Below are 25,307 nucleotides of genomic sequence, written 5' to 3'. Positions count from 1 at the left end.
GCGACCCCGGCGAGTGCGGTAAGTCGCCGAGTCGGCGGCTACAGCAAACCGGTGGCGTAGCGGTTCGAACGGCCGAACTGGTCTACCTGACGCAGGCGCGGCGCACCGGTAGACCACGATCCTCGAAGGCCGCCAGCATGGCCTGGCCGCGACGCGCGCCCTCGGAGGAGGACGTATTGGCCAGGGCCGGAACGTAGGTCGCCGCACCCACCACCGATTCCGCGACCAGCCCCCAGAAGCGCCGCACACCCAGACCGGAGCAGTGCGTCATCGCCTCCTGGATCAGAGTCAGCGCGGGCAGGCAGCGGTGCGCGAGCCAGACGTAGAGCGCGGGCTCGCACGGCAGCGCCACCACACCATCCTCACCGGCGAGCGGGTCGCCGTCCAGCACGCGAATGGTGGTGTCGGACAGCCCGGCCCAGTCGATGCCGCCGTCGTTGTCGGTGTGGATCCACAGGTTCTCCAGGCCCGGATCCCACGCGCGGCCCTCCGACACGACCATGGCCATCACCCGGCCCACCACCGCGTGGATCAGCGCGGTGGCCACCACCTCGGCGGCGATGTCGGCATTGCTCATCTCCGCGGCGTGGCGCCGGTACATCAGCTCGATGCGGCCCTCACGGATGCCGTCGGCGAGTCGCCACCATCTGCGTTTGCCCTGGTCGACCATGGCGGCGACGGCGTAGACACGCGGGTGGTCGGGTTGCAGGGCGCGCAGACGGTGGCAGGCCGTCCCGAAGGCGAGCCTGGAATCGCGCGGCGGGCACACGGTTACGGGTTCGAGCATCGAACCTCCTCATTCATCGACTATTCGGCCAATGTGGGGACCAAAGGCGTGGAGCATGGACAACGCGTACAGGAAGATAGGTTAGGCTTACCAGACTTATCGACCTAGAACCTGTCAGGAGTAGTTCGTCACCGTGCCCGCCGTAGTCACCACCAGACGGCGACGTCTGTCCGGACTTCTCGTTCTCGCAGTGCTCCTGCTCGGCGCACTGGCCGCCAGCATCGCCCTGGGTACCCGCAATCTGGGTCTCGGAACCGTCTACGACGCGCTCACCTGCCCTGGCGGACTCCCGCTTTCGTGCCCGGCCACCGACACCGCCGCCCAGATCGTGCGCGAATTGCGGCTCCCCCGAACCGGACTGGCCCTCATCACCGGGCTCGCGCTCGGCATGGCCGGGGCGCTCATCCAGGGCTACACCCGAAACCCCCTGGCAGACGCCGGACTACTCGGCATCAATGCGGGCGCGGCGTTCCTCGCTGCGCTGAGCATCCACCTGCTCGCGCTGACCAGCCCGGCGCAGTACATCTGGTTCGCGTTCGCGGGCGCACTGCTCGCGGGCGCGGTCGTCTTCGGCATCTCGGCCCTCGGCGGCGGTAAGGCGAGCCCGCTGAGCCTGGTCCTCGCGGGCGCGGCCGTGACCGCGTTCCTGCAGGCCATGACCAATATCGTTGTCCTACTGGACGGGACGGCCCTCAACACCTATCGCTACTGGGTGGTCGGCGACGTGGCCGGGCACGACGCCACCACATTCCGGCAGGTCCTGCCGTTCCTCGCGGTCGGCGTCATCCTGGCCCTGACCTGCGCCCCGACCCTGAACCTGCTCGGCCTCGGCGACGACGTGGCCCGCGGCCTCGGAGTCGACATCACCCGCAGCCGCGCCCTCGGCCTGGCGGCGGTCGTCCTGCTCGCGGGCACGGCCACCGCCGCGGTCGGCCCCATCGCCTTCCTCGGATTGATCGTCCCCCACCTGGCCCGGGCGTTCACCGGCCCCGACTACCGCTGGCTGCTCCCCTACTCGGCATTGCTCGGCGCGATCGTCCTGCTCCTGGCCGACACCGCGGGCCGATTGATCGCCCGCCCCGGTGAACTCCAAGCCGGTGTCACCCTCGCAGCCCTCGGCGCACCCTTCTTCCTCCTGCTCGTCCGCCGCCGAAAGCTGGTGAGCCTGTGACACTCCCGACACCTCCCAATACCGCCCCCGACGCTGTGAGCTCGGGCGACTCGCCGGCAAACCCGTCGACGAGCACGCGGCGGCCGGAATCCATCGCAGCGGACGACATCTTCCGCGGCGGAGCCGACAGCCACCACAACGCGGCCGGGATCGACGACGCCGGGTCGCGGATCGTGCACTCGCGCGAGACGCGCGGCAGCACGGCGGCCACGCCCGACGGGGGCAATACGCACACGTCACAGGCACGCACGGCACCGTCGTCCGGACGCGCGCCGGAGGGAACAGGCGCCGAACGCACAGACGCCGCGACCGGATTGCGAGCGGTTCGGCCTGCCGTGCGGGCGGGCGGATTCTCGTCGGTGCTGCGTCCGATGGCATTGATCACCGTGATCTCGCTGGTGGCCTTGCTGTTCGGATTGTTCGCGCTGGATATCGCGGTGGGCGAGTTCCGGATTCCGCTCGGGCGGGTGCTGGATGTGCTGGGCGGCGGCGGGACTCGGGCGCAGCGGTTCGTGATCATGGATTCGCGGCTGCCACGGGCGCTGACCGCCGTGGTGGTCGGGGCGGCGCTGGGGCTGGCGGGCGCGGTGACGCAGTCGATTCTGCACAACCCCCTGGCCAGCCCGGATCTGCTGGGCATCACCTCCGGTGCGAGCGTCGGCGCGGTCGCGGTGCTGGTCGGGCTCGGCGGGGCCGGGACGGGGACGGCTGCGGCGCTCGGGGTTTCGGGGGCGGCGCTGGCGGGCGGGCTGCTGACCGCGGTGCTCATCTATCTGCTCGCCTGGGGACGGACCGCGTCCGGGGATGCCGGGGTGATGGGATTCCGGTTGGTGCTCATCGGGATCGGCGTCAACGCGGCGCTGCTGTCGGTGGTGAGCTGGCTGCTGACGCGGGCGACGCTCACCGACGCCGCGCACGCCCAGCAATGGCTGACCGGGTCGCTGAACATGGCCGACTGGTCGAGCCTGATCCCCGCCTCGATCGGATTGGGGCTCGCGCTGCTCGTCACCGCCGGATCGGCGCGTACGCTGGCCGCGCTGCGGTTCGGCACCGACACCACCCGCATCCTCGGCGTCCGCATCCAGACCCAGCAGGCGATCCTCATCGCCGCCGCGGTCGGTTGCACCGCGCTGGCGACCGCCGCGGTCGGCCCGCTCGGATTCGTGGGCCTGGCGGCGCCGCAGATCGCGCGGCGGCTGCTGCGCACTCCCGGTGAACCGGTCATCGCGTCCGCGCTGGTCGGGGCCATCGCCGTGGTCGGCGCGGACCTGCTCGCGCGCACCGCGTTTCCGGTGTCGCTGCCCGTCGGTGTGGTCACCGCGGCCGTGGGTGGACCGTTCCTGCTGTATCTGCTCGTTCGCACCAACCGGAAGGCGACACTGTGACTTCGACGTCGGCTCCCGTGACTTCTAAGGTGGCACTGTGACTCTCGCTGCGGAATCCCTCACCCTCGGCTACGGCGAGCGGATCATCGTCGACGGACTGTCGGTGGACATCGAGCCCGGGCTCATCACCACCGTCATCGGCCCCAACGGCTGCGGCAAGTCCACCCTGCTGCGCTCCCTGGGCCGGCTGCTGCGCCCCAAGGCGGGCCGGGTCCTGTTGGACGGCAAGGCCATCGCCACCATGAAGACCAAGGACATCGCCCGCGTGGTCGGCATGCTGCCGCAGACGCCGGTCGCGCCCGAGGGCCTCACCGTCGCCGATCTGGTCGCCCGCGGCCGCCACCCGCACCAGTCCTGGCTGCGGCAGTGGTCCGCCGACGACGAGACCGAAGTGCTGGCCGCCCTCGAACAGACCGGCATCGCGGACCTCGCGGGCCGCACCCTCGACGAGCTGTCCGGCGGCCAGCGCCAGCGCGCCTGGATCTCCATGGCCCTGGCCCAGGGCACCGACATCCTGCTGCTCGACGAGCCGACCACCTACCTCGACCTCACCCACGCCCTCGAGGTGCTGGACCTGGTCGACCGCCTGCACGACGACCTGGGCCGGACCGTGGTCATGGTGCTGCACGACCTGAACCTGGCCATCCGCTACAGCGACCGCCTCATCGTCATGCGCGACGGGCGCATCGAGGCCCAGGGCGCCCCGGCCGACATCATCGATGCCGAACTGCTGCTCGAGGTGTTCAATCTGAGGGCCGAGGTGCTCGAGGATCCGGTGTCCGGGCGGCCCATGATCGTGCCGATCGGCAACCGTCACATCATCGTATGAGGAATCCCACACCAGCAACCCGCCGGTTACGACGACCTGTAGTACGCATTGCTGTCGTTGTCTCCGTAAGCTTGTGGGATGGCAGGTCTTGGTGAACTCGAGAAAGCGGTCATGGACCAGTTGTGGTCGGCCGACGAACCGCAAACGGTCCGGCAGGTCCATGAAGCCCTCGCTCAGCGTCGTGAACTCGCGTACACCACGGTGATGACCGTTCTACAGCGCTTGGCGAAGAAGAACCTGGTCGTCCAGCAGCGCGACGATCGCGCACACCGGTACGCGCCCGTGCACACCCGCGACGAACTCGTCGCCAGCCTCATGTTCGACGCGCTGCAGCAAGCGGACGAGGTGGGCAGCCGCCGCGCCGCGCTCGTGCACTTCGTCGAGCAGGTCGGCGCCGACGAGGCTGACGCATTGCGCGCCGCACTCGCTAAGCTCGAAGCCACCGAGGTGGCGCGCAAGGACAAACCCGAGTCCGTTTAGCTGTACCCTCGGCCCGAGCCCCACAACGCAGTGAGCTGAGGACATGGACTGGACAGCGCCGGTATTCGCCGGTCTCGCCTTGTTATTGGCGGGACCGGTACCAGCGCTGCTCTCCCGGGCCACCTGGCCCTTCCGCAGTCCCCGTGCCGCCCTGGTGCTCTGGCAGGCCATCGCGCTGGCCGCGGTGCTCAGCGCCTTCGGCTCCGGCCTCGCCATCGCCTCCCGCCTGCTGGTCCCCGGCCCCGACGGCCGGCCGACCACCACGCCCAGCAAGGAAATCGACGTCCTCGGCCTGCCGCTGTGGCTGGGCCTGGTGCTGGTGTTCGCGCTCACACTGCTGATCGGGGCGCGGCTCATCTGGTCGGTGATCCGAGTCGGCATCCACACCCGCCGCCGCCGCGCCCGCCACCGCATGCTGGTCGACCTGCTCGATCAGTCCAGCGTGCGACGCAAATCGGCCGATATCCGGGTGCTCGCGGCCACCGAGCCGATCGCCTACTGCCTACCCGGGCTACGCCGTCGCGTGGTGCTCAGCCAGGGGACGGTCACCAATCTGACCGACGAGGAACTCACCGCCATCGTCAGTCATGAACGCTCGCACCTGCGGGCCCGCCACGACCTGGTGCTGGAAGCCTTCACCGCCGCGCACGAGGCCTTCCCCCGCGTGGTCCGCTCCAAGTCCGCCCTGGACTCGGTGAAACTGCTCATCGAACTGCTGGCCGACGACTCCGCGGTCAAGGTCACCGGCCCCACCCCGCTGGCCCGCGCCCTGGTGGCCTGCTCGAATTCGCCCGCGCCACAGGGCGCGATGGCCGCGGGCGGACCCAGCACACTGATCCGCATCCAGCGCCTCGCCGGTCCCATCGGCGACCTGCGCATCGCCGCCGCCGCCTACCTGGCCGCCGCCGCCATCCTCGTCGTGCCGACTCTCGCCGTCGCGATTCCCTGGCTGGTCGAGGTCAGCCGCCTGGTCAGCCGTGCCTGAACCCGCTCCGCCCGCCCGCGAATCCGACTCGGGCGCGGACGGCGCCGCCGTGCCCGGCGGCGCACCCGGCTCCCGCGACGCCACCCTCGACACCTCGTCCACCCGCCGCGGCACCCGAAACCGACCCGCGGCGATGCCGAGCACAGCTCCTGCCGACCCACCGAAAACAGCTATGGAGGACACCATCCACACCGACCCGACATCCGCGGCCGACCCGGCATCCAGCACGGCACGACCGGCATCCACGGCCCCCGCGGAGATGCCGGCCGGGCCCGCGGGAACGGCAGGCGATGTCGGCGGCAGTGCCGGACGCGGAGGCCGCGCGAGCGGTGCGGCGGGATCGAGCCCGACCCGATTCGCGGATCTCGGTCTGCCACCGGTGCTGGTGCAGGCGCTGCGGCGGGGCGGGATGGATACGGCGTTCCCGATTCAGGCCGCGGTCATTCCCGACATTCTCGCGGGCCGCGACGTGCTGGGCCGGGCCGCCACGGGGTCGGGCAAAACGCTGGCGTTCGGGTTGCCGATGCTGGTGCGGCTGTTCGGTGCGCCGAGCGCCCCCAAGCGGCCGCGCGGTCTGATCCTCGCGCCCACCCGGGAACTGGCGATCCAGATCGAAGCGGCACTGGACGAACCCGCGCTGTCGCTGGGCCTGCGCCTGGCCACCGCGGTCGGCGGGCTCCCGATCAAGAAGCAGGAGGAGCGGCTGGCGCGCGGCGTGGACGTGGTCATCGCGACGCCGGGCCGGTTGACCGATCTGCTCGGGCGGAAAGCCGTGCAGCTGGCCGATATTCGCGTCGTCACCGTCGACGAGGCCGACCACATGGCCGAACTCGGCTTCCTGCCGCAGCTCACGGCCCTGCTGAACAAAGTGCCCGATGACGCGCAGCAGCTATTGTTCTCGGCGACGCTGGACGAGTCGATCGACGGGCTGGTGCAGAAGTACCTCCGCGAGCCCGCCACCCACGCGATCGGCGCGACCACGGCGAAAACCGCGCCGGCGGGCACGGATTCGGCCGCATTCGGGACGAATTCGACGTTGGGCGCGAATTCGACCGCGCAGCACCCGGGTCCTACCACGCCGGGCACCCCGGCCACGGGCACAGGCGCGGCCCCGCGGGGTGAAGCCTCGGCCCTGCTGGGAGCGGGCTCTCCGGGCACAAGCGCTGCCGAGGCGGGTACCGGTTCGACAGCGGCGGCAACCGATTCGAGCGCGGTAGGCGCTACCGCCACGGGCGGCACGGTCGGCGGCGGGTTCGGGAGGGTAGCCGCTGGACCCGATATCGCCCACTACGCGCTGCATGTGCGGCGGCCGGACAAGCGGGCGGTGGTCAGCGAAATCGCCGCGCGGCCGGGTCGGACGCTGTTGTTCGTGCGCACCCAGCACGGGGCGGACAAGCTGGCCCGCAAGCTGCGGGAGATCGGGATCGGCGCGGTCGCGCTGCACGGCGGAAAGGCACAGAACCAGCGCACCCGGATGCTCGCCGCGTTCGCCGACGGGACCGCGCCGGTGCTGGTGGCCACGGATGTCGCGGCGCGCGGGCTGCACATCGACGATGTCTCGCTGGTCGTGCACGTCGATCCGCCCGCGGACCCGAAGGACTATCTGCACCGCACCGGCCGGACCGCGCGGGCGGGCGCGTCGGGCACGGTCGTCACCATCGTCACCCCGGACGACCGGGAGGAGGCGGCCCGGTTGGCGGAGCGCGCCTCGGTGACCCTCACCGATGTCGAGGTGCGGCCGGGCGATCGCCGGCTCGTCGAGATCACGGGAGCCCGCCGCCCGAGCGGCCGTCCGATCGCCGATCCCTCGGCCCCGCCCGCGCCCGAGCGGAAGGCCGACAAGGAGCAGCCGCGGTTCCGGCAGCAGCGGCCGCAGGGCGAGAGCCGCACGCACAACAAGAAGCGCAAGCCGGGTGCTGCCCGGCGTTCGTCCCGCTGAGCGGCGACACGGTTGTAGGTTCCTACGACACGCGCAGGCGAATCGAGCGGCGTTTCCGGCAAATCCGACGAGATTGAGATCTCCAGGGAACCAAAACAGGGCCTAGCAAATTCTTAGCAAACCATCCGGGCGGCTCTGATCGGACGTGTTCACGACTCTCGTGGCGGGCCAACGACAGTCGGTGCCATCCGTTCGAAGCCACTGCGCCCCAAGCTGATCGAGAGCGATCCGGCGAATGCGGTGCGGAACCGGCTCGCGAGGCCCGCCCGTCCGCACCGCGTCCGCGCTCGGCGGTCAGATCAAGTCGGCGTTGCCGTCGATGACCTTCACCGTGTATTCGAAACGGTCGATGCGCCAGCCCTTTTCAGTACGCTGCAACCCGAGTACGTAGCTGCCGACGAACCAGCGGGTGGTGCCGCCGGTGGCGTCGTTCTTGACGTGCACGGCGATGGCGTCGGCGTGCGCCAGCGCGGTATCGCCGGTGATCTCGACGAGCTGGTTGCCCGCCTGGTGGTGTACGGCGTCCAGCGAACCCAGACCGGCGGCCCAGGCGTCGACGATGTCGCCGCCGGGCTGCGGCCCGACCGGACCGCCGAAACCGTTGTCGAAGAACACCTCCGGCGCGAGCACCGACTCGCGCAGGTCGGCCCAGCGGGCCTGGTCGCAGTAGACGAAGAGTTTGGTGATGGTGTCGCCGACGTCCAGTCGATCGGCGAGCGCCGCAAGATCGGTCACGCTCGCGAACGCTAGGACACCCCGATTCGCGCGGCAATCGGAATTTCTTGGCAAGTCGCTGGCGAACGCACAGCGTTCAGCTACCATGGTCCAACGTGCAGTTTCTTCCCGGGCAGACCCCGCCCTATGACCTGACCTACGACGACGTCTTCCTCGTCCCCCGCCGGACGGATGTGGCGTCCCGTTTCGATGTCGACCTGTCCACCTCCGACGGGACCGGCACCACCATCCCCCTCGTGGTCGCGAACATGACCGCCGTCGCCGGCCGCCGTATGGCCGAGACCGTGGCCCGCCGCGGCGGCATCGTGGTGCTGCCGCAGGATCTTCCGATCCCGGCGGCCGCCGACACCATCGCCTTCGTCAAGAGCCGCTCGCTCACCGCCGACACCCCTGTCGTGCTGGATCCCGAGCAGTCGGTCTCCGACGCGCTGGCCCTCATCCACAAGCGCGCCCACGGCGCGGTCGTCGTGGTCGAGAACGGCAAGCCGGTCGGCGTGGTCACCGAGGCGGCCTGCGCCGATGTGGACCGTTTCGCCCGCCTGAGCACCGTCGCCGACGCCAACTTCGTCAGCGCTCCGGCCGACGCCTCGCCGCGCGACATCTTCGATCTGCTCGAGGCCAAGCACGCCCACCTGGCCGTGCTGGTCCACGCCGACGGCACCCTCGCGGGCGTGATGACCCGTACCGGCGCCATCCGTACCGGCATCTACACCCCGGCCACCGACGCCGCGGGCCGGCTGCGCATCGCGGCCGCGGTCGGCATCAACGGCGACATCCCGGGCAAGGCCAAGGCCCTGGTCGACGCGGGCGCCGATGTGCTGGTCATGGACACCGCGCACGGCCACCAGCAGAAGATGCTGGAGGCGCTGGCCTCGGTGGCCGCGCTGGATCTGGGCGTGCCGCTGGTCGCGGGCAACGTGGTCTCCGCCGAGGGCACCCGCGATCTGATCGAGGCCGGCGCGGACATCATCAAGGTCGGTGTCGGCCCCGGTGCCATGTGCACCACCCGCATGATGACCGGCGTGGGCCGCCCGCAGTTCTCCGCGGTGGCCGAATGTGCCACGGCCGCAGCGGAATTCGGCAAGCACGTGTGGGCCGACGGCGGCGTCCGCCACCCGCGCGACGTGGCCCTGGCGCTCGCGGCCGGCGCGGCCAACGTGATGATCGGCTCCTGGTTCGCGGGCACCTACGAGTCGCCCGGCGACCTGCGCACCGACCGTGACGGCAACCGCTACAAGGAGTCCTTCGGCATGGCGTCCAAGCGGGCCGTGGCCGCCCGCACCGCCACCGACTCGGCGTTCGACCGGGCCCGCAAGGCGCTGTTCGAGGAGGGCATCTCGTCCTCGCGCATGCGCCTGGATCCCGAGCGTCCCGGTGTCGAGGACCTGATCGACCACATCACCTCCGGTGTGCGCAGCTCCTGCACCTACGCGGGCGCGCGCACTATCGGCGAGTTCCACGAGCGCGCCGTGCTGGGCATCCAGTCGGCCGCCGGGTTCGCCGAGGGCCGCCCGCTGCCGTCCGGTTGGTGATCGTTCCCCGTTAGTTAGTACTGCACAACCCGAACCCGGCGGGTCCGCTCGGATCCGCCGGGTTTCCTGTGCGCGGACCCGTTCGGCGGGTCACCGCCGGGTCGCCGCGGGATGATTCCCGGCGACCGTCCACTGTGATACGGCCCCGCTGTGCGGAAACCGGCGAAGCCGCCCGGTAACATAGCCTGACCGGACCCAGGAACTGGGTATCCGTGGCGTATCTCCGCCAGCAACCCCTGCGAAAGGAACCAGTTGTCACCCGCGTCCCAGGGCGCTTCACAGGAGGGCTCCTCTACCGAGCCGGGTGACAAACCCGGCTTCCCCGCAATACCGGCTTCGGAAACGGCCGGGTGGTGCTGACCGTGTCGGTTCTGCTCACCATTCTCAGTCTGCTCGGATTCATCGCTCTGACCGCCGGCACGGCCTTGTTCGTGGCCGCGGAATTCTCGCTCACCGCCCTGGAACGCTCCACCGTGGAGGCCCACGCCCGTGACGGCGACCGCCGGGCCCGGCAGGTGCGCCAGGCGCATCGCACGCTCTCGTTCCAGTTGTCGGGCGCTCAGCTGGGCATCACCATCACCACCCTGATCACCGGTTACATCGCCGAGCCCGTGCTGGCCCGGCTGCTGGAGCCGATGCTGAGCGTGTTCGGGCTGGGCGACGGGACCGCGAAGGGCATCTCCCTGGCGCTGGCGCTGATCATCGCGACCTCGCTGTCGATGATCTACGGCGAGCTGGTGCCCAAGAACATCGCCATCGCCTCCCCGCTGGAGACCGCGCGCTGGACCGCGGGCCCGATGATCGCCTTCTCCACCGTCTTCAAGTGGATGATCAATTTCCTGAACGGGGCCGCCAACTGGGCGGTGCGCCGGATCGGCATCGAACCGGCCGAGGAACTCCGGTCGGCCCGCTCACCGCAGGAATTGGGTTCGCTGGTGCGAACTTCCGCGCTGCACGGGGCGCTCGATCAGCGCACCGCGCAGGTGGTGGATCGGTCGCTGCAGTTCGGCGACCGCACCGCGGAGGAGTTGATGACGCCTCGCATGACCATCGAAACCCTCGATCAGGACTGCACTCTCGCCGATCTGATCGACGCCGCGCGCGAAACCGGGTACTCGCGGTTCCCGGTCGTGGACGGCGATCTCGACAACACGCTCGGATTCGTGCACATCAAGCAGACCTTCGTGCATCCGGTGAAGGATCGCCGCCAGATCACCTTGAAGTCCATCGCGCAGCAGGTGCCCGTGGTGCCGGCCAGCCTGGACGGCGACGAGGTGCTCGAGCGGGTGCGCCGCGACGGTATGCAGGTGGCGCTGGTGGTCGACGAGTACGGCGGCACCGCGGGCATCGTCACCATGGAGGACCTGATCGAGGAGATCCTCGGCGACGTGCGCGACGAGCACGACGAGGAGGAGCTCGATGTGCGCCGCACGGCCAACGGCTGGAACTGCTCGGGTCTGATGCGCATCGACGAGGTGTCCCGCACCACCGGATACGACCCGCCCGAGGGCGAATACGAAACCTTGGGTGGCCTGGTCCTGACCCGTCTGGGCCGGATTCCCGAAACCGGCGACGAGGTGCTGCTGCCCCAACCCGGCAACAGCCAGCTCGAGCACACCCACACTCGAGGCGGCTGGATCGCCACCGTGGAGCGCATGGACGGCCGCCGCATCGACCGCGTCCTGATCAGGCCGATCGACGCCGAGGCCCTCGCGATCTGGGAGCAGACTCATGGGTGACCTGTACGCCGTCCTGTTGACGTTCCTCTTGTTGCTGGGCAACGCGTTCTTCGTCGGCGCGGAGTTCGCGTTGATCTCCGCGCGCCGTGACCGGCTCGAAGCACTGGCGGCGCAGGGCAAGCGCAGCGCCAATACGGTGATCGAGGCGGGCCAGAACCTGTCGATGATGCTGGCGGCGGCACAGCTGGGCATCACCATCTGCTCGATCCTGCTGGGCCGGGTGGGTGAGCCCGCGGTGGCGCATCTGCTGGAGCAGCCGTTCGATCTGCTGGGTGTGCCGGATTCGCTGCTGCATCCGATCTCGTTCGCGCTGGCGTTGACGATCGTGGTGATCCTGCACATCCTGCTCGGCGAGATGATCCCGAAGAACATCGCGCTCGCCGGTCCGGAACGGATGGCGCTGCTGCTGGTTCCGCTGCACCTGATGTGGCTGCGGCTGGCCAAGCCGTTGATCGCGGTCTACAACTTCGCCGCCAATATCTCGCTGCGGGCATTGCGGATCGAGCCGAAGGACGAGCTGGATTCGACGGTGTCGTCGGACGAGCTGGCCGAGATGTTCGGTGAATCGCGCTCCGAGGGGCTGTTGGACGAGGAGGAGCATCGCCGCCTCACGCAGGCGCTGGGCTCGAGCGATCGGATCGTCGCCGATGTGATGGTGCCGCTGGCCAAGGCCCGCTCGGTGCCGTTGCGCGGCGACGGAACCACCCTCGGTGACATCGAATCCGCTGTCGCCGAGACCGGATTCTCGCGTTACCCGGTTCGGGCGGACGACGGTTCGCTGGTCGGCTACCTCCACGTCAAGGATGTGCTCGACCTGACCGCCGACGAGGACGCGGGCCCGGGCACTCCGATCCCGCGCACCGATATCCGTCCGCTGCCGACCGTCAGCATGGGCACCACCTTGTTCGAGGCGCTGGCCCGCCTGCGCCGTACCAACTCCCACCTGGGTCGGGTGGTGGACAGCCGCGGCAATACCGTCGGCATCGTGGCCCTGGAGGATCTGGTGGAGGAGTTCGTGGGCACCGTCCGCGACGCCACCCACCGTCTCGCCGAATGATGAACACCCGCATCGATTCCCCCGTGCTGTCCGGTCCCGCTTGGCGGGACCGGGCGGCCGCCCACCGCGCCCGCGTCGACGCGCTGCTCGGCCCGTACCTCGACCGCCGCGCGGCGGGCACCAAGCACCCGGTGATCGACTTCCTGTTCACCTACTACGGCAACAAGCCCGCCCAGCTGAAACGCTGGCATCCGGGGTTCGGTGTCGCGCTGACAGATGCCGAGGAGTACACGGGATCGCGCGGCTACCACCAGATCTCGGTGGACTCCCCCGGCGGACCGTCCGTCACCGGCTGGACCGCCGATCCCGCCTTCCTCGACAAGCGCCGCGACACCGTCGAATTCGTCGTCTCCCTGTTGTCCGCGACCGCCTCCCGTCCGGCTCAGCTGTCCTGCTTCGGCCTCCACGAGTGGGCCATGGTCTACCGCACCGACGACGTCCGCCACCAGCAGGTCCCCCTCCGCCTGGGCTCCGCCGGCACCGACGCCGTCGTCGAATCGATGCAGATCCGCTGCACCCACTTCGACGCTTTCCGCTTCTTCACCCCCGCGGCCGTCCCTCTCAATATCGAACCCCTCACCCGCGACTCCCAGATCGCCCGCGAGCAACCCGGCTGCCTGCACGCCAATATGGACATCTACAAGTGGGGCTTCAAGCTGACCCCCTTGATCAGCTCCGACCTGCTGTTGGACGCCTTCGAACTGGCCTGCGCCGCCCGCGAGCTCGACATGAAGGCCAGTCCCTACGACCTGCTGGACTACGGCTACGAGCCCATTCGCATCGAAACACCTTCCGGCCGAGCCGAATACGTCCGCGGGCAAGCCGACATCGCGGCCCGATCGGAACTCCTGCGCACCCGCCTGCTGGACGCCGCCAGACACCTGCTGAGCAGATAGGCGCGAATGGCGTCCCGGATTCGATGTGTTTGCAAACAAATGATATTCGTGACCGGTGTGACGGTTTAGTCCCGCTTCCGAATGGCGCTGACGTGCACTATTATCAGGAAATCTCGACTGCACACTGGCCGATTGGCAAATTAGACTACAGGTTCGGACGGCTAAGGAATTTGGGGGGCAGGGTTGGATAGGGCACCTGGTCGGCGCATCTGACAGGAACAGTGCCACGTATCCGTCCCAGGTCGGCGGATCGGCCACACTCGTCGTCATCTTCGACAGTTCCTGCTGTCGTCCGCGCGTGCCCGCGCCCAATTAGAAGACCAACTGGCCTCGTTCACGAACGACGGGGGGGATTGCCGGGGCTCCGAGGTGCTGCCCCACCTCGAACGCAGCCCAATAAACGGAATATGCGACACGCCGTTTATTCATAATGCTCGTTCGGCGACGCGCGCGACCGAATCTTTTCGCGATCACGCGAATTCTCGAAGTGTGCGCATCTGCTCTCGAAATGGGAGGCGCACAGCTATGACACGGGATCAAGTCGCCCAGGCGATCATCGCGGAGGGGCAGCGACGTGGAATCAGTCAGCGCGGCATCGTGATCGCACTGGCGACAGGGCTGGTCGAGTCGAACCTGACGATCTACGCGAATCCCGCGGTGCCGGAGTCCATGCAGCTCGAACACGATGCGGTGGGGACCGACGGCTTCTCGGTGGGTGTGTTCCAGCAACAGATCCGGCAGGGCGACAACGGCGAGTACTGGTGGGCTGATTGCGCGACCTGTATGAACCCGACCACGTCGGCAGGGCTGTTCTACGAGCGACTCGCCAGGCTGGATTACAACGGTCCGGATTCACCCGGTTCGTATGCCCAAGAGGTGCAGCGATCGGCGTTCCCCGATCGCTACGACGAACGCATGTCCGACGCCCAGGACATCTATGACCGGCTGGCTTCGGTATCGCAGAGTGGGGAACCGACGGAGAAGGAACTCCCCTACGACAGGTCGATCGTCCCGCAGGAGAGGTTCTTCTGGTGCGGTCCCGCCGCGACCCAGATCGTATGCAATTCGTGTGGAGTGAACCTTTCCGAACAATATTTGGCCACCGAGATCGGGACCACCGAGAACGGGACCGATTACGTCGGTCTGATCACACCGGTGCTGAACAGAATTCTGCCCGCCGCGAAGTACGTCGACACGTACATGCACGATGATCCGCCGACCGGCGCCCAGAAGGATCGGTTGTGGAAGGACATCGTCAATTCGATCGACGCCGGCTTCGGCGTGGTCGCGAATATCGACGCCCCGCCGAACAACTACCCGCAAGGCGTCAAGGGTTCGGTATCACCCGTATACGGCGGCGGTGAAGTGTTCCATTACATCGCGCTGATGGGCTACGACAGCGCGTTCCCGCGTGCGGTGTGGGTCGCCGACAGCGGATTCAGCCCGTACGGGTATTGGATCGGCTTCGACCAGCTCGCGACATTGATCCCACCGAAGGGCTATACCTCGGCCACCGCGGCCCCGATGCCCACCTTGCCGATCGGAGACGTGTGGATCCAGCTCTTCGGCGACGGCGGCGACAACATGCCCGGAACGGGATGGCCCCAGCTGGGCGGACGAACCCTCGTCGACGAATTCGCCGCGATCGGCCAGAAGCTGAAGATCACGCGCTTCGCGGCCCCCACCACCGCGGTCAACGTGCCGTTCCCGGCAGGCGTCGACGCTCAGATCCGAGACGTGTGGATCCAGTTCTTCGGCGACGGCGACGATTTCACACCGGGGACGGGATGGCCCCAGCTCGGTGGCCACACCCTCGTCGACGGTGTGGCCGCCATCGGCCAGAAGCTGAAGATCACCGGCTTCGGCGCTCCCACCGGTGCGACCAACGTGCCCTTCCCGACCGGCGCCGCGGGCCAGATCCCGGACGTGTGGATCCAGCTGATGGGTGTGGGCGGCAATGGCTGGCCGCAGCTGGGCGGCCACACTCTCGTCGACGGCGTCGCCGCCATCGGCCAGAAACTGACCATCGACGGCTTCGCACCTCCTCCCGGCGCAACCCAGGTCTCCTTCCCCGCCCGGATCGCCGACCAGGTCAGGGACCTCGAGATCCAGCTGATGGGCATTACCGGCAATGGCTGGCCGCAGCTGGGCGGCCACACTCTCGTCGACGGCGTCGCCGAGATCGGAAAGGCGACCAAAGCGTCCTGACGCGCACGGCGTAGTACTGCTCGAGCGGGGCGGCCGTCAGCGGCGACGTCCGCCCCGGCGCGACAGCGACTACCCGGTGAAACTCACTGTCACTCAGCAGTCATCGCGGGAGGTCCTGCGCCGCACCCGCCCACCATGCTTCGAGCTCGTCTTCTTCGTAGTACTCCGGCGGCGGGCGCAGCCCGGAGGGCAACTCGATTGTCGTCGCGCCGGTCCGCAACGCGATCGCCCGAATCTCGCTGAGCGCGGGCATCTCCCAAGGCTCTTCGGTATAGAAGTCCGGCAGCAGTGTGGCCGGCCCCAACGCGTGCCACGTGGCGATCACCCAGATCTCCCCCTCGGCTTCGGCCGCGAGCACGACCTCACGAACCACGTCGGCCAACGCCACGCGCCGAAGCGGTTCGGCGCCGATCCCCGCGATCAGCCCGACCTCCACCGCACGCCGCCACAATGCCGTCCCCGCATCGCAATACAGATGCGGCGGATCCACATACCCCTCCTCGAGCCACGCGTCCAGGCCCGACCCGTCCTCATCGTCATCCACCGCGATATCCGCGAGCGCCGTGAATTCCTCCAACCCATCGAAGAACTCACGACGTTCCAGATAATCCGGATGCGCAACGACCTCGAACCGAAAGCAGTAGTCCCGGGCCAGCAAGATCTCCATCACCCTGAACTGCGTGAACGAACAGTCGTACCCGCCTTGAAACGAGTACAACTCCCCGAACCAATCCCGAACCCGCCGATCCGCCCCCGGATGCCGCGCATCCAGCACCCGAACCGACCATTCGACCAGATCCTCGATCTCGTGCATCGACACGCGCGCGAGACTACCGCCCGCTACGCGGCGAACTCCGGTGAGAACCTCCCCCGTAGCCGCCCGCCAGCGCAGCTACGTGGTCGACTTGGCCTGCTCGGGCCGTGTCGGCAGCTTGCGCCCCAGGATCTGCTCAGCCTCGCGCCGACGCTCGACCCGAAGTGGGAACTCGTTCTAGCATCGGGCGGGATCACGATGCGTGAGCGAAAGAGGGAGGGGCGCAACATGTCACAGGGCGGGGAGATGAACACCGGGTTCTTCGACGCGGCGGACCAGGGGTTCGATCCACTCGAAGCGGCTCGCGGGCCGTGGGGGCAGAACACGATCGGCGGGCAGGGATTGACCGCGCTGACCGCCCGGGAGCTCGAACGCTATTGCCCGTTCGAACCAGCCGGGTGCCGTCTCACCATCGATTTCGTCAAGATGACGACCTTCGACTCGGTCCATGCCCGGGTCGATCTGGTTCGGTCGAGTACGCGAGTCGCGTTGGTGCACTTGGAACTTACGCAGTCCGACGATGTGGTGATACGGGCATCCGGACTGTTCGTTCGACCTCGGGAGGATGACCGAGCAGCAGGTCGAGCCTGGACACCCGGTGTGGAATTCTCTCGCCCAGGCGCGGCGAGCTCCGGCGCGGAGTCGATGTCACCGATGCTGAGCAGCGCGGATCATCCCAGCGATTGGTCGGCTGACTTTTCCGACCACCGAAACGACGCTCGCAAGAGACTGTGGACCCCGACGATGCTCCCCGCGGTTCGAGGGGAGAAGGCCACGCCCTTCATCCGAGTCGCCACGCTCGCGGAAGCCACCAGCTTCGTCAGCAACTGGGATGGAAAGAGCGTGCCGTTCATCAACGTCGACGTCACCATGAACCTGTTCCGGATGCCGGTGTCCGACGGATTGGGTCTGGAATCCAACGGTCAGCACTCGGCCGACGGCATCGCGGTCGGTTCGGCGACACTGTACGACGAATTCGGCCCTCTCGGCGTCTCTTCGGTGACCGCGGTCGCGAACACCCGACGACAGGTGCGCTTCTAGCCGCACCGCCGCCGCGGGTGGTCGCGCCGCAGTCCACTCGGTCCGAGCCGCTGCCTCAGCCGCAGGCCGGGGAGGTTTGGTTGGCGAGGGACAGGAGGTTGCAGATCCAGTCCTTCTGGACTTTCCATTTGCCGTCTTCGGCGACGAAGGGGACGACGGCTTGCTGGGGGGCGCCGCCGCCGATGGCGGCCTGGGCGTCGGCGGTGAGGGTGCCGTTGCCGAGGTCGACGACGTTGGTGACGGTGATGGAGGCGTTGTTCTGCTTGTAGGCCTCGATGATTCGGGTCGGGAGGCTCGGGTCGGCCTGCATGCCCTGCATGAGGTCGAGCTTCTCGGCGTCGGGGACGGCGGGGTCGAGGACCTTCTGCATGGCGGTGTTCAGCTCCGTGGCGGACGGGGCGGGCGGGTATGCCTGTCCGGAGGCCGTTTTCGACGTCGAAGACTTGGCGGGCGTGTGGCCCGGGTGCTTCTCACCACTGCCACATGCCGACAGACCGAGCACGGTCACGACAGCCAACGCCACCACGGCGAAACGTCCACTCTGACGGAGCTTCACTACACATCCTTCACACATTCCGAATACTTCTGTCACACAAGATGACCGCGAGAGGCTCCCGGAACAAGTCGAGGGAGCACTTTCAGTCCGAACCCTCATGATTGCCGCCGATCATCGCGACCGATCGCGGGTAGGTTGGAGCGGTGGCGATTGCACGGGAACAGGTCGAGCGTTTCCTGCGTGATCTGGGCGCGGACGGGATTCCGCACCCCGGGGGCACGCTGATGACGCATCTCGCGCGAGTCGCCGACCTGCTGGCGCAGTGGGGCGCGGACACCGATGTCCGGTACGCGGGGCTGTGTCACGCGATGTACGGCACCGACGGATTCGATCGGTCGCTGCTCGAGGTGTCCGAGCGGGCGAAGCTGGCGGCCCTGATCGGTTCGCGGGCAGAGGAACTGGTCTATCTCTACGGCAGTTGTGACCGGTCCGCGGTGTATCCGCGGTTGGGCGCGACGCCGACCGTGTTCACCGACCGGTTCACCGGCCGGGAACACGACGTGGACGACGCCGCGCTACACGCGTTCCTGGAGATCACCGCCGCCAACGAGTTCGATGTCATGGTGCACAACACCGAACTCGCGGCTATGCACGGAGCTTCTCTGTATCAGCTGTTCGCGCGCGTCGCGGATCACCTGTCTCCGGCGGCCCTGCAAGCGTGGCGAAACCACTTCGGGCCACGGTGATCCGAGGTGTTTCCGTGGTGGTTGCCGTACAGAGCCGGAACAGCAGCAGGAACAGGCAGTCGATGAGGAACGGGACTGCCAGGAATGCCGCGGCGGGGGCCGCGATCAGGAGGAAGCGCAGCCATTCCCCGGGTCCGGCACCCGCCATGCGGCCGCCGAAACGGACGGCGGCCCACATCATCCAGCGCTGAGGCGTGGTGACGCCGCATTCGCGGAGCATGCGGCGGAAGATGCCGTCGGCGTCGGAGCGGCCGACGGGTGCGACCTCGCACAGGTAGTCGTGCAGGATCGCGGCGCGGGTGTACGCGCCGTAGCGGGGAATCAGCCAGATCAGCGGCCGTGGGACAGAAGCGAAGTCGGTGATGAAGCCGACCGGCACGCTGAAGGTGTCGGTGGCGGCGCGGTAGGTCAGCGGTGCTTGCAACCGCCACCTGACCGCGTCGACCTCCTCGACGACCACGGCGTGTTCACCGAGGAACGGCATCGAATCCTCCTCGGCGCGATTCGGTGCGATCGGTCATCGGGGCAGCTCCTGGTTCAGGGCGCCGGCGAGCGCTTTGCAGTGGCCTTCGGCGAGGTAGGCGGTGGTGTGCCGGCCGTCGGTGAGGTAGCCCTTCATCCACGCCAGCGCGCCGCCCCAGTCCTGCCATCGATCGAGGTTCCACCACGGCTGCATGCTGCGATTCGTCGCGGTGTCGATCATGTGCTGAGCCCAGCGCGTCGCGGCTTCGGGGGAACTCAGCGAATAGAACTCGGTCATATCGGCCAAGCTGCGCAACGGGTTTCCCGCCGGGAGCGACGTGATCGGGTCGCCGGCGGCGGCGACCCACCAGGTCGGCAGGCCGGTGTCGCGTTCGCCGGAGATCCCCCACCCGCCCGGGTCGATGCCGACGCACCGGCCGCGTGGGCGAGAAGGGTCGGCGATCAACGCCACGCCGCGCACATCCAGTTCCGGATGCTGTCCGGCCGAGATCTCGGCCGCGACATCGCCAGCGATGTGCGCGCCCTGCGAATATCCGCCGAGCACAACAGGATTCGGGCTGGCGCCGATCGCGCCGAGCAGCGCCTCGCGCCCCGCCGCGCGACTGTCGGCGTAGGTGCCGGGACTGCCGTACTCGGCGGGATAGTCGACGATGCGGGTGGTGAATTCCGCGGGGTCCAGGTCGCGCAGGAACTCCTCGCTGATGTTGTCGCCGCCGTGCGGGCAGAACGTGCCGGGCACCATGAGAACGTCGATCATGACCGCACTCCGGAACGCTCGGTGCCGATTCCGCAGGCGGCGGCCAACTCGTCGGGCGACAAACCGTCGGCACTGTTCATATCGCAGGGGCCGAACGGGTCGCAGCCCTCCGGCAGTCCACCGCCCCACCCCTGCCCATCGGTGTATTGATGCGCGACCTGCCCCGGCAGTTGCGGATCGTTGCCGTATCCCGCCGCCACCACGCGCAGCCCCTCGGGACGGGTGGGCCACAGGGACGCGAAATCGGAGGCATTGGCGTACCCGATGACCCGGCGCGGATCACCGAGGAAGTCGGCGGCCGCCCAATAGGCGCGATTGATTCCGTCGGATTGGTCGCCGGACGGATTGCCGCCCTGTTCGACATCGAGCATCACGATCATCCGCGGATGCGGTCCCCCCGCCTCGGCGACCATGTCGATGCAGGTCCGCACCGTCTCGTGCCAATTCGGACGCCAATAGAAATAGACGATGAAGCACGCCAGTCGCCCGGAATCGGCTGCGGCGGTGGCCCATCGATAGTTGTGCGCGAAGTGGTCGTCGCGGAATGTGCCGTCATTGCTGCGAAACGACAGGACTTCGTACGGATAGTCGTCGTCGACGGGCGCCTGAAAAGTGGAAACGTCAGCGAACAAGGTGTCGGTCATGAAGTTCTCCCCCAGTGCAGATCGGCGGTCTCTCCCACCGCCGATCACGAAGGTAGAACCCAATGCCGCCGATCCACCACGCATTTATGCCGATCGACCGAAAAAGGCGCGGTCACACCGCTTTTCCAAGTTTCCGGACCGGACGAAGCCGGCGGGCTCAATGCCCGCCGCGCCGGTCCCGCGGCCTCAGGAACCGAACCAGCGCCGCCGCCGCGCCGCCGCGAATTCGGCCTTCTCCTCGGCGAATTCGGCGGATGGCCCGAGGAATGGGGCGACGGGCGCCGGGCCGGAGAGGAAGTCCGCTTCCACTTTCCCGACGAGGCCCCCGCCGAACTCGATGTGGCACGTGCCCTGTCCCAGATACCTTCCGTCGCGCGGACGGTCGTGCAGGTGGGCGATGATGTCGGCGGCGACGGTTCGCGCCGCCGTCTCGGCGAATACGCCCGCCCGGGGCACGGGGACGTCGGCGCAGTCGCCCAGTGCGTACACCCCCGGGTAGGGGGTGGCCAGGGTGGCCGCGTCGACATGGATCCAGCCGTCCACTCCCCCCGCGGTCAGCCCGGAAACCTGCACGACCTCCGGAACCCGGTGCCGGGGAATGCCGATGAACAGGTCGTAGGGCAGGTCCCCGGCGCGCGTCGACGCGGTGTGGGTCGCCGGGGCCAGGGCACGCACCCGGGTTCCGGGCGTGTACTCGATGCCACGGTCGGCGAGTGCGCCGAGGATCGCCGTGTTGGAGCTCGGCGACACCGGAATGGGTGAGTCCATCGGGGTGATCAGTCGCAGGCGGGTCGCATCGCGCAGATCGCGGCGCACGAGCTCCTCGTGCAGCAGCAGCGCGCCTTCGTAGGGCGCCGGCGGGCACTTGAACGGGACGCTCAGGATCGACATCAGGATGGTGCCGCCGGTGAAGGCGTCGAGGCGTCGCCGCAGCCGGTGGACACCCGCGAGCGAGTAGTACTCGTGTCCGTCGTCGACGAATCCGGGGGTGGCGGCGCAGTCGTACTCCGCGCCCAGCGCGACGACGAGCGTGTCCGGCGCGTACTCGCCTCGATCGGTGGTGACAGTGCGGTGAGCGGGGTCGATCGCAGTGACCGTTTCGCGCCGGAACTCCACGGCCGGAAGGTCGATGGTGTCGTAGGGAATCCGGACCTCGTCGTCGGTGCGACCCCGGAATAGCACGTCCAGCTTGGCGAAGCCGAAGACGAAGCCTTCGGCACAATCCAGCAATGTCACCCGGACCTCGTCCGGCGCGGACCCGGACAGACCCGCGGCGAGTTCGAGCCCACCGAATCCCGCACCGAGGATCAGAACGGTGTGCATCGTTCGAGTATGCGCCCGATCTCGTCCGCCGTGTGCTCGAGATTTGCGGGGATATGACCGCCGGCGGGTCGCCACCGACCGTCGGCGCAGCCCGTGGGTTATGCCGTGACCGGGTGGATCTTCAGGTTGCAGGTGTCGAGGGCCTCGTCGACTACCCGGGTGTCGGTCGAGTTGGGCGGGGTTACTTGGGTTTTGACGACCTTGGGATCGGGTTTGCCGTAGACGCCGCAGGCCACCGACTCGGCGATGGCTTCGGCGGGGTGACCCGACTTGACGACGACGGTGGGTTCGGGGTCGCCGGTGGGTTGCGGGCTCATGTAACCGGAGGTGGTGCGTTCGGCGTGGACGACCTCGCCGGTGGAGGTGGTGAGGTCGAGGCCGGGATAGCCCTTCAGGGTGCAGGCCTGGGCGGGGTTGGCGATGGAGAAGGTGAGGGTGATGCCGTGGTGGCTCATGGCCGCGCCCAGGCCGGTGGCGGTGACGTCGACCTGGCCGGGGGCACAGGCAGCGATCGGGGTGTCGGTGGGGACGGTGGCGGGCGCGGAGTTGCCCGTCGGGGCGGCGCCGGGGTTTCCGGCACTCGGGCTTCCGGCACCGGGTGAGACGGCTGGGGTCGCCGAGCTCGGCGTCGCGGTCGGGGTGGCTCCATCGGTGCAGCCGGTAACGCCCGCAATCACCGTGCAGGCCAAGAGCATCGTGAATCCAGCAGAGCGCATCGCCCACCTCCGTCGTCGAATCATCGCAGCCTTTCGAGATCGACTGGCCGACCGGCTCTGTTAACCGCTGCGGCAACGGTTTTCGGACCCGCTCGACGAGCCCGACCGCCCACTGGCAGCGACTGTCACAGACAATTTTCGCTCTGGATCTACCGAGCGGTCAGTTTATGAGTTAGCGTTCGCGATGTAACCGTGACCACATTGCACAGTGGCCTGTGCCTCCGGTCACTGTCGGTCGAGCACGCGAGAAGACGGGGGTACCGCGATGGGGCGGTTCACGAGTATCCGGCGGTCCAAGGCCGCCGCGGTGCTGGCGGTGACGCTGATGGGGGCGGCCGTGCTGCCCATGCACGGGGCGTCGGCGGATCTGCAGTCCGATATCGCCAATCAGGTGCAGCAGTTCCTGGATGTCGGGCGGACGTCGGTGCCGCGCGCCGACTGCGGACCGGACTCGCTGCCGGAAACCGGTATGCAGGGCGACGTTCCGGCCGACGACCGCAACAGCGGGCGCAGCACGCTGGGGTATCGATGCAACATCTCGTTCGTCGGCGGGTACGTCGGCAAGGGCGCGGGCATCACCTCGACCACCTACGACCACTGCTCCTACACGGGGTCGCTGTTCCCGGGCAATATCCTCGGGCCCGCCCAGGGCGTGCAGGTGCTGGACGTGTCGGATCCGGCGAATCCGGTGGAGACCGGCAGCCTCACCGAGCCCGCCATGCTCGCGGGCACCTGGGAGTCGCTCAAGGTCAACGCCGAACGGAAACTGCTGGTGGGCACCGGCGTTCCGGTCGGCATCGGCGCGGGATTCCTGTCGGTGTACGACATCTCCGACTGCGCGCACCCGCGGCTGCTGAACCCTGGCCCGGGCACGAATCTGCTGATGCCGCTGCCGATCACGACCCACGAGGGCGGCTTCTCCCCCGACGGGCGCACCTATTGGGCCTCGGGCATCGCCCCCGGCTTCGTCAGCGCCGTCGACCTGACCGATCCGACCAACCCGCACGTGATCTGGCAGGGCCTCACCGGCATCGAGGCGCACGGGTTCGGCATCAGCCCGGACGGCAACCGCATGTACCTGTCCGCCCTGGGCGGCTTCACCGTCCTCGACATCAGCGCCGTGCAACGCCGCGACCCGAATCCGCAGGTCCCGCACCTGGGCCGGGTGTTCTGGACCGACGGCTGGGCGACCCAGCACAGCATCCCGGTCACCTACGACGGCAAGCCCTATCTGTTCACCGTCGACGAGGGCGGCGCGGGCGGGGTGAAGCTCATCGACGTCTCCGACGACACCAATCCGTCGGTGGCGGCCAAGCTGAAGCTGGAGATCAACCTGCCCGAGAACCAGGATTCGGCGATGGCCTCGGCCATGGGCGGTTCGGTGTTCTCCTACGACGCCCACTACTGCGCCGCCGACCGCCCCAACGACCCGACCGCCCTGGCCTGCGCCTGGGAGGAGTCCGGCATTCGGGTGTTCGACGTGCGGGATCCGTTCCACATCAAGGAGATCGGCTACTTCAACCCGCCCGCCCGCAAGGGCCGCAACCTGGAGTTGTGGAACTCGCCGCACGCGCTGGCCTCACTGATCGGCCCGCCGATCATGGAGTTCCCGTCCGCCGCGCGGGCGATGCTGGAGGGCAAGTTCGATCCGAACCAGGCGCTCTCGTCGCGCACCGGCATGCTGGCCTTCGGCGACCTGTCCACCGACTGGTGCTTCTCGCCGCCGGAGTGGCACGGCAACCAGTTGTGGGCCACCTGCAATGACAACGGGTTCATGGTGCTGCAGCTCGCCGACGATGTGTACACCCCGCCCGCCGACCAGCACTCCGTGGTGGGGTCGTGACGGAAAGCGCGACGCCACCGCGGGATCGGGTGCGGCGACCGCTCGCGATCGCCGTGCTCGCCCTCGTCCTGCTCGCCGCCGGGATGCTGCTGCGGCCCCTGGTGATTCCCGAGAGCCGTTCCGCCGCACCGGTGCTCAGCCCGGTCGAGATCGGTTTCAGTCAGGACATGTCCGCGCACCACGAGCAGGCCCTGATCATGGTGCAGCGCCTGGACTCCGGCGTCGACCCCATGGTTCGACAGCTGGCCCAGCAGATCGCCGATGCCCAGCGCATGGAGATCGGTACCCTGCTCGGCTGGCGGCGCCTGGCCAACGCCGCACTGCGGTCCGCGCATCCGATGGCGTGGATGACCACGGATTCGGCGGCGGCGCACGATCATTCGGCGATGGCGGGCGGCGCGTCCATGCCCGGCATGGCCACCCAGGCCGAACTCGACGCCCTCGCGACCGCCCGCGGCAAGGACGCCGAGGTGCTGTTCCTGCAGCTCATGCTGCGGCATCACCGCGGTGGTGTGGCCATGGCGAAGGCGGCCGATCAGCTGGTCTCCTCGGGTCCGGTGAAGGAGTCCGCGCGCGGCATGATCGCGTCGCAGTCGCAGGAAGCGGGCCTGATGACGATCATGCTCGCGCAGCGCAATGCCCAACCGCTGTCGTGAGATTCCCGACCGCCCCTCGCGGCCGCGTCGTGTGCTGTACTGACC

24 protein-coding genes are annotated in these 25,307 nt (G+C 68.4%); 15 read left to right on the top strand and 9 right to left on the bottom strand.

Translation table 11 applies throughout. The features are described 5' to 3' along the window. Positions 1 to 82: 82 nt before the first annotated feature. Positions 83 to 787, bottom strand: coding sequence for a hypothetical protein (locus tag ACFYTS_RS15090; protein ID WP_387304470.1), 705 nt, complete (start codon positions 785 to 787; stop codon positions 83 to 85). 133 nt (positions 788 to 920) lie between these two features. Here ACFYTS_RS15090 and ACFYTS_RS15085 point away from each other — a divergent pair, with 133 nt between their 5' ends. The 6 genes from ACFYTS_RS15085 to ACFYTS_RS15060 all read left to right on the top strand — a co-directional run bounded on the left by ACFYTS_RS15085 (position 921) and on the right by ACFYTS_RS15060 (position 7,576). Next, positions 921 to 1,958, top strand: a complete 1,038-nt coding sequence (locus ACFYTS_RS15085) for an iron ABC transporter permease (RefSeq protein ID WP_357277325.1) — start codon at positions 921 to 923, stop codon at positions 1,956 to 1,958. A 371-nt stretch (positions 1,959 to 2,329) separates the two neighbouring features. Next, a complete protein-coding gene (locus ACFYTS_RS15080) occupies positions 2,330 to 3,343 on the top strand; it encodes a FecCD family ABC transporter permease (RefSeq protein WP_387304467.1) in 1,014 nt (337 codons plus the stop codon). Positions 3,344 to 3,380: 37 nt separating this feature from the next. Further along, positions 3,381 to 4,172 (top strand): ABC transporter ATP-binding protein, encoded by a 792-nt coding sequence (locus ACFYTS_RS15075; RefSeq protein WP_387304464.1) that lies wholly within the window; start codon positions 3,381 to 3,383, stop codon positions 4,170 to 4,172. A gap of 78 nt (positions 4,173 to 4,250) precedes the next feature. After that, positions 4,251 to 4,652 (top strand): BlaI/MecI/CopY family transcriptional regulator, encoded by a 402-nt coding sequence (locus ACFYTS_RS15070; protein WP_357277332.1) that lies wholly within the window; start codon positions 4,251 to 4,253, stop codon positions 4,650 to 4,652. 43 nt (positions 4,653 to 4,695) lie between these two features. After that, positions 4,696 to 5,637 (top strand): M48 family metalloprotease, encoded by a 942-nt coding sequence (locus ACFYTS_RS15065; protein WP_387304461.1) that lies wholly within the window; start codon positions 4,696 to 4,698, stop codon positions 5,635 to 5,637. Continuing rightward, positions 5,630 to 7,576 carry a DEAD/DEAH box helicase gene (locus ACFYTS_RS15060; RefSeq protein WP_387304458.1) on the top strand — a complete coding sequence of 649 codons (1,947 nt, stop codon included), beginning with the start codon at positions 5,630 to 5,632 and terminating at the stop codon, positions 7,574 to 7,576. Before ACFYTS_RS15065 ends, ACFYTS_RS15060 begins: the two co-directional genes overlap by 8 nt. 294 nt (positions 7,577 to 7,870) lie before the next feature. Here the strand turns inward: ACFYTS_RS15060 and ACFYTS_RS15055 are convergent, their stop codons facing one another. Then, positions 7,871 to 8,311: a nuclear transport factor 2 family protein gene (locus ACFYTS_RS15055; RefSeq protein WP_357277340.1), complete on the bottom strand. Its 441-nt coding sequence runs from the start codon at positions 8,309 to 8,311 to the stop codon at positions 7,871 to 7,873. Positions 8,312 to 8,406: 95 nt separating this feature from the next. Between ACFYTS_RS15055 and ACFYTS_RS15050 the strand changes: the two genes are divergently transcribed. From ACFYTS_RS15050 to ACFYTS_RS15030, 5 genes are all read left to right on the top strand, one after another. Further along, entirely contained in the window at positions 8,407 to 9,843 is a 1,437-nt protein-coding gene (locus ACFYTS_RS15050; RefSeq protein WP_387304455.1) for a GuaB1 family IMP dehydrogenase-related protein, read from the top strand. Between the two features lie 362 nt (positions 9,844 to 10,205). After that, positions 10,206 to 11,582, top strand: a complete 1,377-nt coding sequence (locus ACFYTS_RS15045) for a hemolysin family protein (protein ID WP_357277345.1) — start codon at positions 10,206 to 10,208, stop codon at positions 11,580 to 11,582. Further along, positions 11,575 to 12,639, top strand: a complete 1,065-nt coding sequence (locus tag ACFYTS_RS15040) for a hemolysin family protein (protein ID WP_357277347.1) — start codon at positions 11,575 to 11,577, stop codon at positions 12,637 to 12,639. The genes ACFYTS_RS15045 and ACFYTS_RS15040 overlap by 8 nt, the downstream gene beginning before the upstream one ends. Further along, positions 12,639 to 13,535 (top strand): 3-methyladenine DNA glycosylase, encoded by an 897-nt coding sequence (locus ACFYTS_RS15035; RefSeq protein ID WP_387304645.1) that lies wholly within the window; start codon positions 12,639 to 12,641, stop codon positions 13,533 to 13,535. Before ACFYTS_RS15040 ends, ACFYTS_RS15035 begins: the two co-directional genes overlap by 1 nt. Positions 13,536 to 13,904: 369 nt before the next feature. Next, on the top strand, positions 13,905 to 15,743 hold the full coding sequence (locus ACFYTS_RS15030) for a C39 family peptidase (RefSeq protein WP_387304453.1): 1,839 nt from the start codon (positions 13,905 to 13,907) through the stop codon (positions 15,741 to 15,743). Between the two features lie 100 nt (positions 15,744 to 15,843). Here ACFYTS_RS15030 and ACFYTS_RS15025 read toward each other — a convergent pair whose 3' ends face one another. Continuing rightward, positions 15,844 to 16,563: a hypothetical protein gene (locus ACFYTS_RS15025; protein ID WP_387304450.1), complete on the bottom strand. Its 720-nt coding sequence runs from the start codon at positions 16,561 to 16,563 to the stop codon at positions 15,844 to 15,846. On the opposite strand from ACFYTS_RS15025, the gene ACFYTS_RS15020 reads away from it, so the two are divergent. Further along, positions 16,501 to 17,598: an acyl-CoA thioesterase domain-containing protein gene (locus tag ACFYTS_RS15020; RefSeq protein ID WP_387304447.1), complete on the top strand. Its 1,098-nt coding sequence runs from the start codon at positions 16,501 to 16,503 to the stop codon at positions 17,596 to 17,598. The genes ACFYTS_RS15025 and ACFYTS_RS15020 overlap by 63 nt on opposite strands. 55 nt (positions 17,599 to 17,653) lie before the next feature. Here ACFYTS_RS15020 and ACFYTS_RS15015 read toward each other — a convergent pair whose 3' ends face one another. Beyond that, complete coding sequence (locus tag ACFYTS_RS15015) at positions 17,654 to 18,154, bottom strand: hypothetical protein (protein WP_357277359.1); 501 nt, start codon at positions 18,152 to 18,154, stop codon at positions 17,654 to 17,656. A 143-nt stretch (positions 18,155 to 18,297) separates the two neighbouring features. Between ACFYTS_RS15015 and ACFYTS_RS15010 the strand changes: the two genes are divergently transcribed. Further along, a complete protein-coding gene (locus ACFYTS_RS15010) occupies positions 18,298 to 18,840 on the top strand; it encodes a DUF6817 domain-containing protein (RefSeq protein WP_387304444.1) in 543 nt (180 codons plus the stop codon). On the opposite strand, the gene ACFYTS_RS15005 is transcribed toward ACFYTS_RS15010, so the two are convergent. The 5 genes from ACFYTS_RS15005 to ACFYTS_RS14985 form a co-directional block, all read right to left on the bottom strand. Further along, a complete protein-coding gene (locus ACFYTS_RS15005) occupies positions 18,740 to 19,324 on the bottom strand; it encodes a DUF1353 domain-containing protein (RefSeq protein WP_357277361.1) in 585 nt (194 codons plus the stop codon). The genes ACFYTS_RS15010 and ACFYTS_RS15005 overlap by 101 nt on opposite strands. 33 nt (positions 19,325 to 19,357) lie before the next feature. Beyond that, a complete protein-coding gene (locus tag ACFYTS_RS15000; RefSeq protein WP_387304441.1) occupies positions 19,358 to 20,080 on the bottom strand; it encodes an alpha/beta fold hydrolase in 723 nt (240 codons plus the stop codon). Beyond that, positions 20,077 to 20,724 (bottom strand): hypothetical protein, encoded by a 648-nt coding sequence (locus ACFYTS_RS14995; RefSeq protein ID WP_387304438.1) that lies wholly within the window; start codon positions 20,722 to 20,724, stop codon positions 20,077 to 20,079. The genes ACFYTS_RS15000 and ACFYTS_RS14995 overlap by 4 nt, the downstream gene beginning before the upstream one ends. A gap of 186 nt (positions 20,725 to 20,910) precedes the next feature. Then, positions 20,911 to 22,047 carry an NAD(P)/FAD-dependent oxidoreductase gene (locus ACFYTS_RS14990; RefSeq protein WP_387304435.1) on the bottom strand — a complete coding sequence of 379 codons (1,137 nt, stop codon included), beginning with the start codon at positions 22,045 to 22,047 and terminating at the stop codon, positions 20,911 to 20,913. A 98-nt stretch (positions 22,048 to 22,145) separates the two neighbouring features. Then, on the bottom strand, positions 22,146 to 22,763 hold the full coding sequence (locus ACFYTS_RS14985; protein WP_387304433.1) for a DUF4232 domain-containing protein: 618 nt from the start codon (positions 22,761 to 22,763) through the stop codon (positions 22,146 to 22,148). A 265-nt stretch (positions 22,764 to 23,028) separates the two neighbouring features. Between ACFYTS_RS14985 and ACFYTS_RS14980 the strand changes: the two genes are divergently transcribed. Together ACFYTS_RS14980 and ACFYTS_RS14975 are read left to right on the top strand one after the other, a co-directional pair. Continuing rightward, positions 23,029 to 24,606 carry an LVIVD repeat-containing protein gene (locus tag ACFYTS_RS14980; RefSeq protein WP_387304430.1) on the top strand — a complete coding sequence of 526 codons (1,578 nt, stop codon included), beginning with the start codon at positions 23,029 to 23,031 and terminating at the stop codon, positions 24,604 to 24,606. Between the two features lie 83 nt (positions 24,607 to 24,689). After that, entirely contained in the window at positions 24,690 to 25,262 is a 573-nt protein-coding gene (locus ACFYTS_RS14975; protein ID WP_387304643.1) for a DUF305 domain-containing protein, read from the top strand. Positions 25,263 to 25,307 lie beyond the last annotated feature (45 nt).

Source organism: Nocardia sp. NPDC004151 (assembly GCF_042874235.1).
Classification (GTDB): domain Bacteria; phylum Actinomycetota; class Actinomycetes; order Mycobacteriales; family Mycobacteriaceae; genus Nocardia.
The sequence above is the reverse complement of the archived record's forward strand: the minus strand, read 5'-3'. Positions and strand labels throughout refer to the sequence as shown.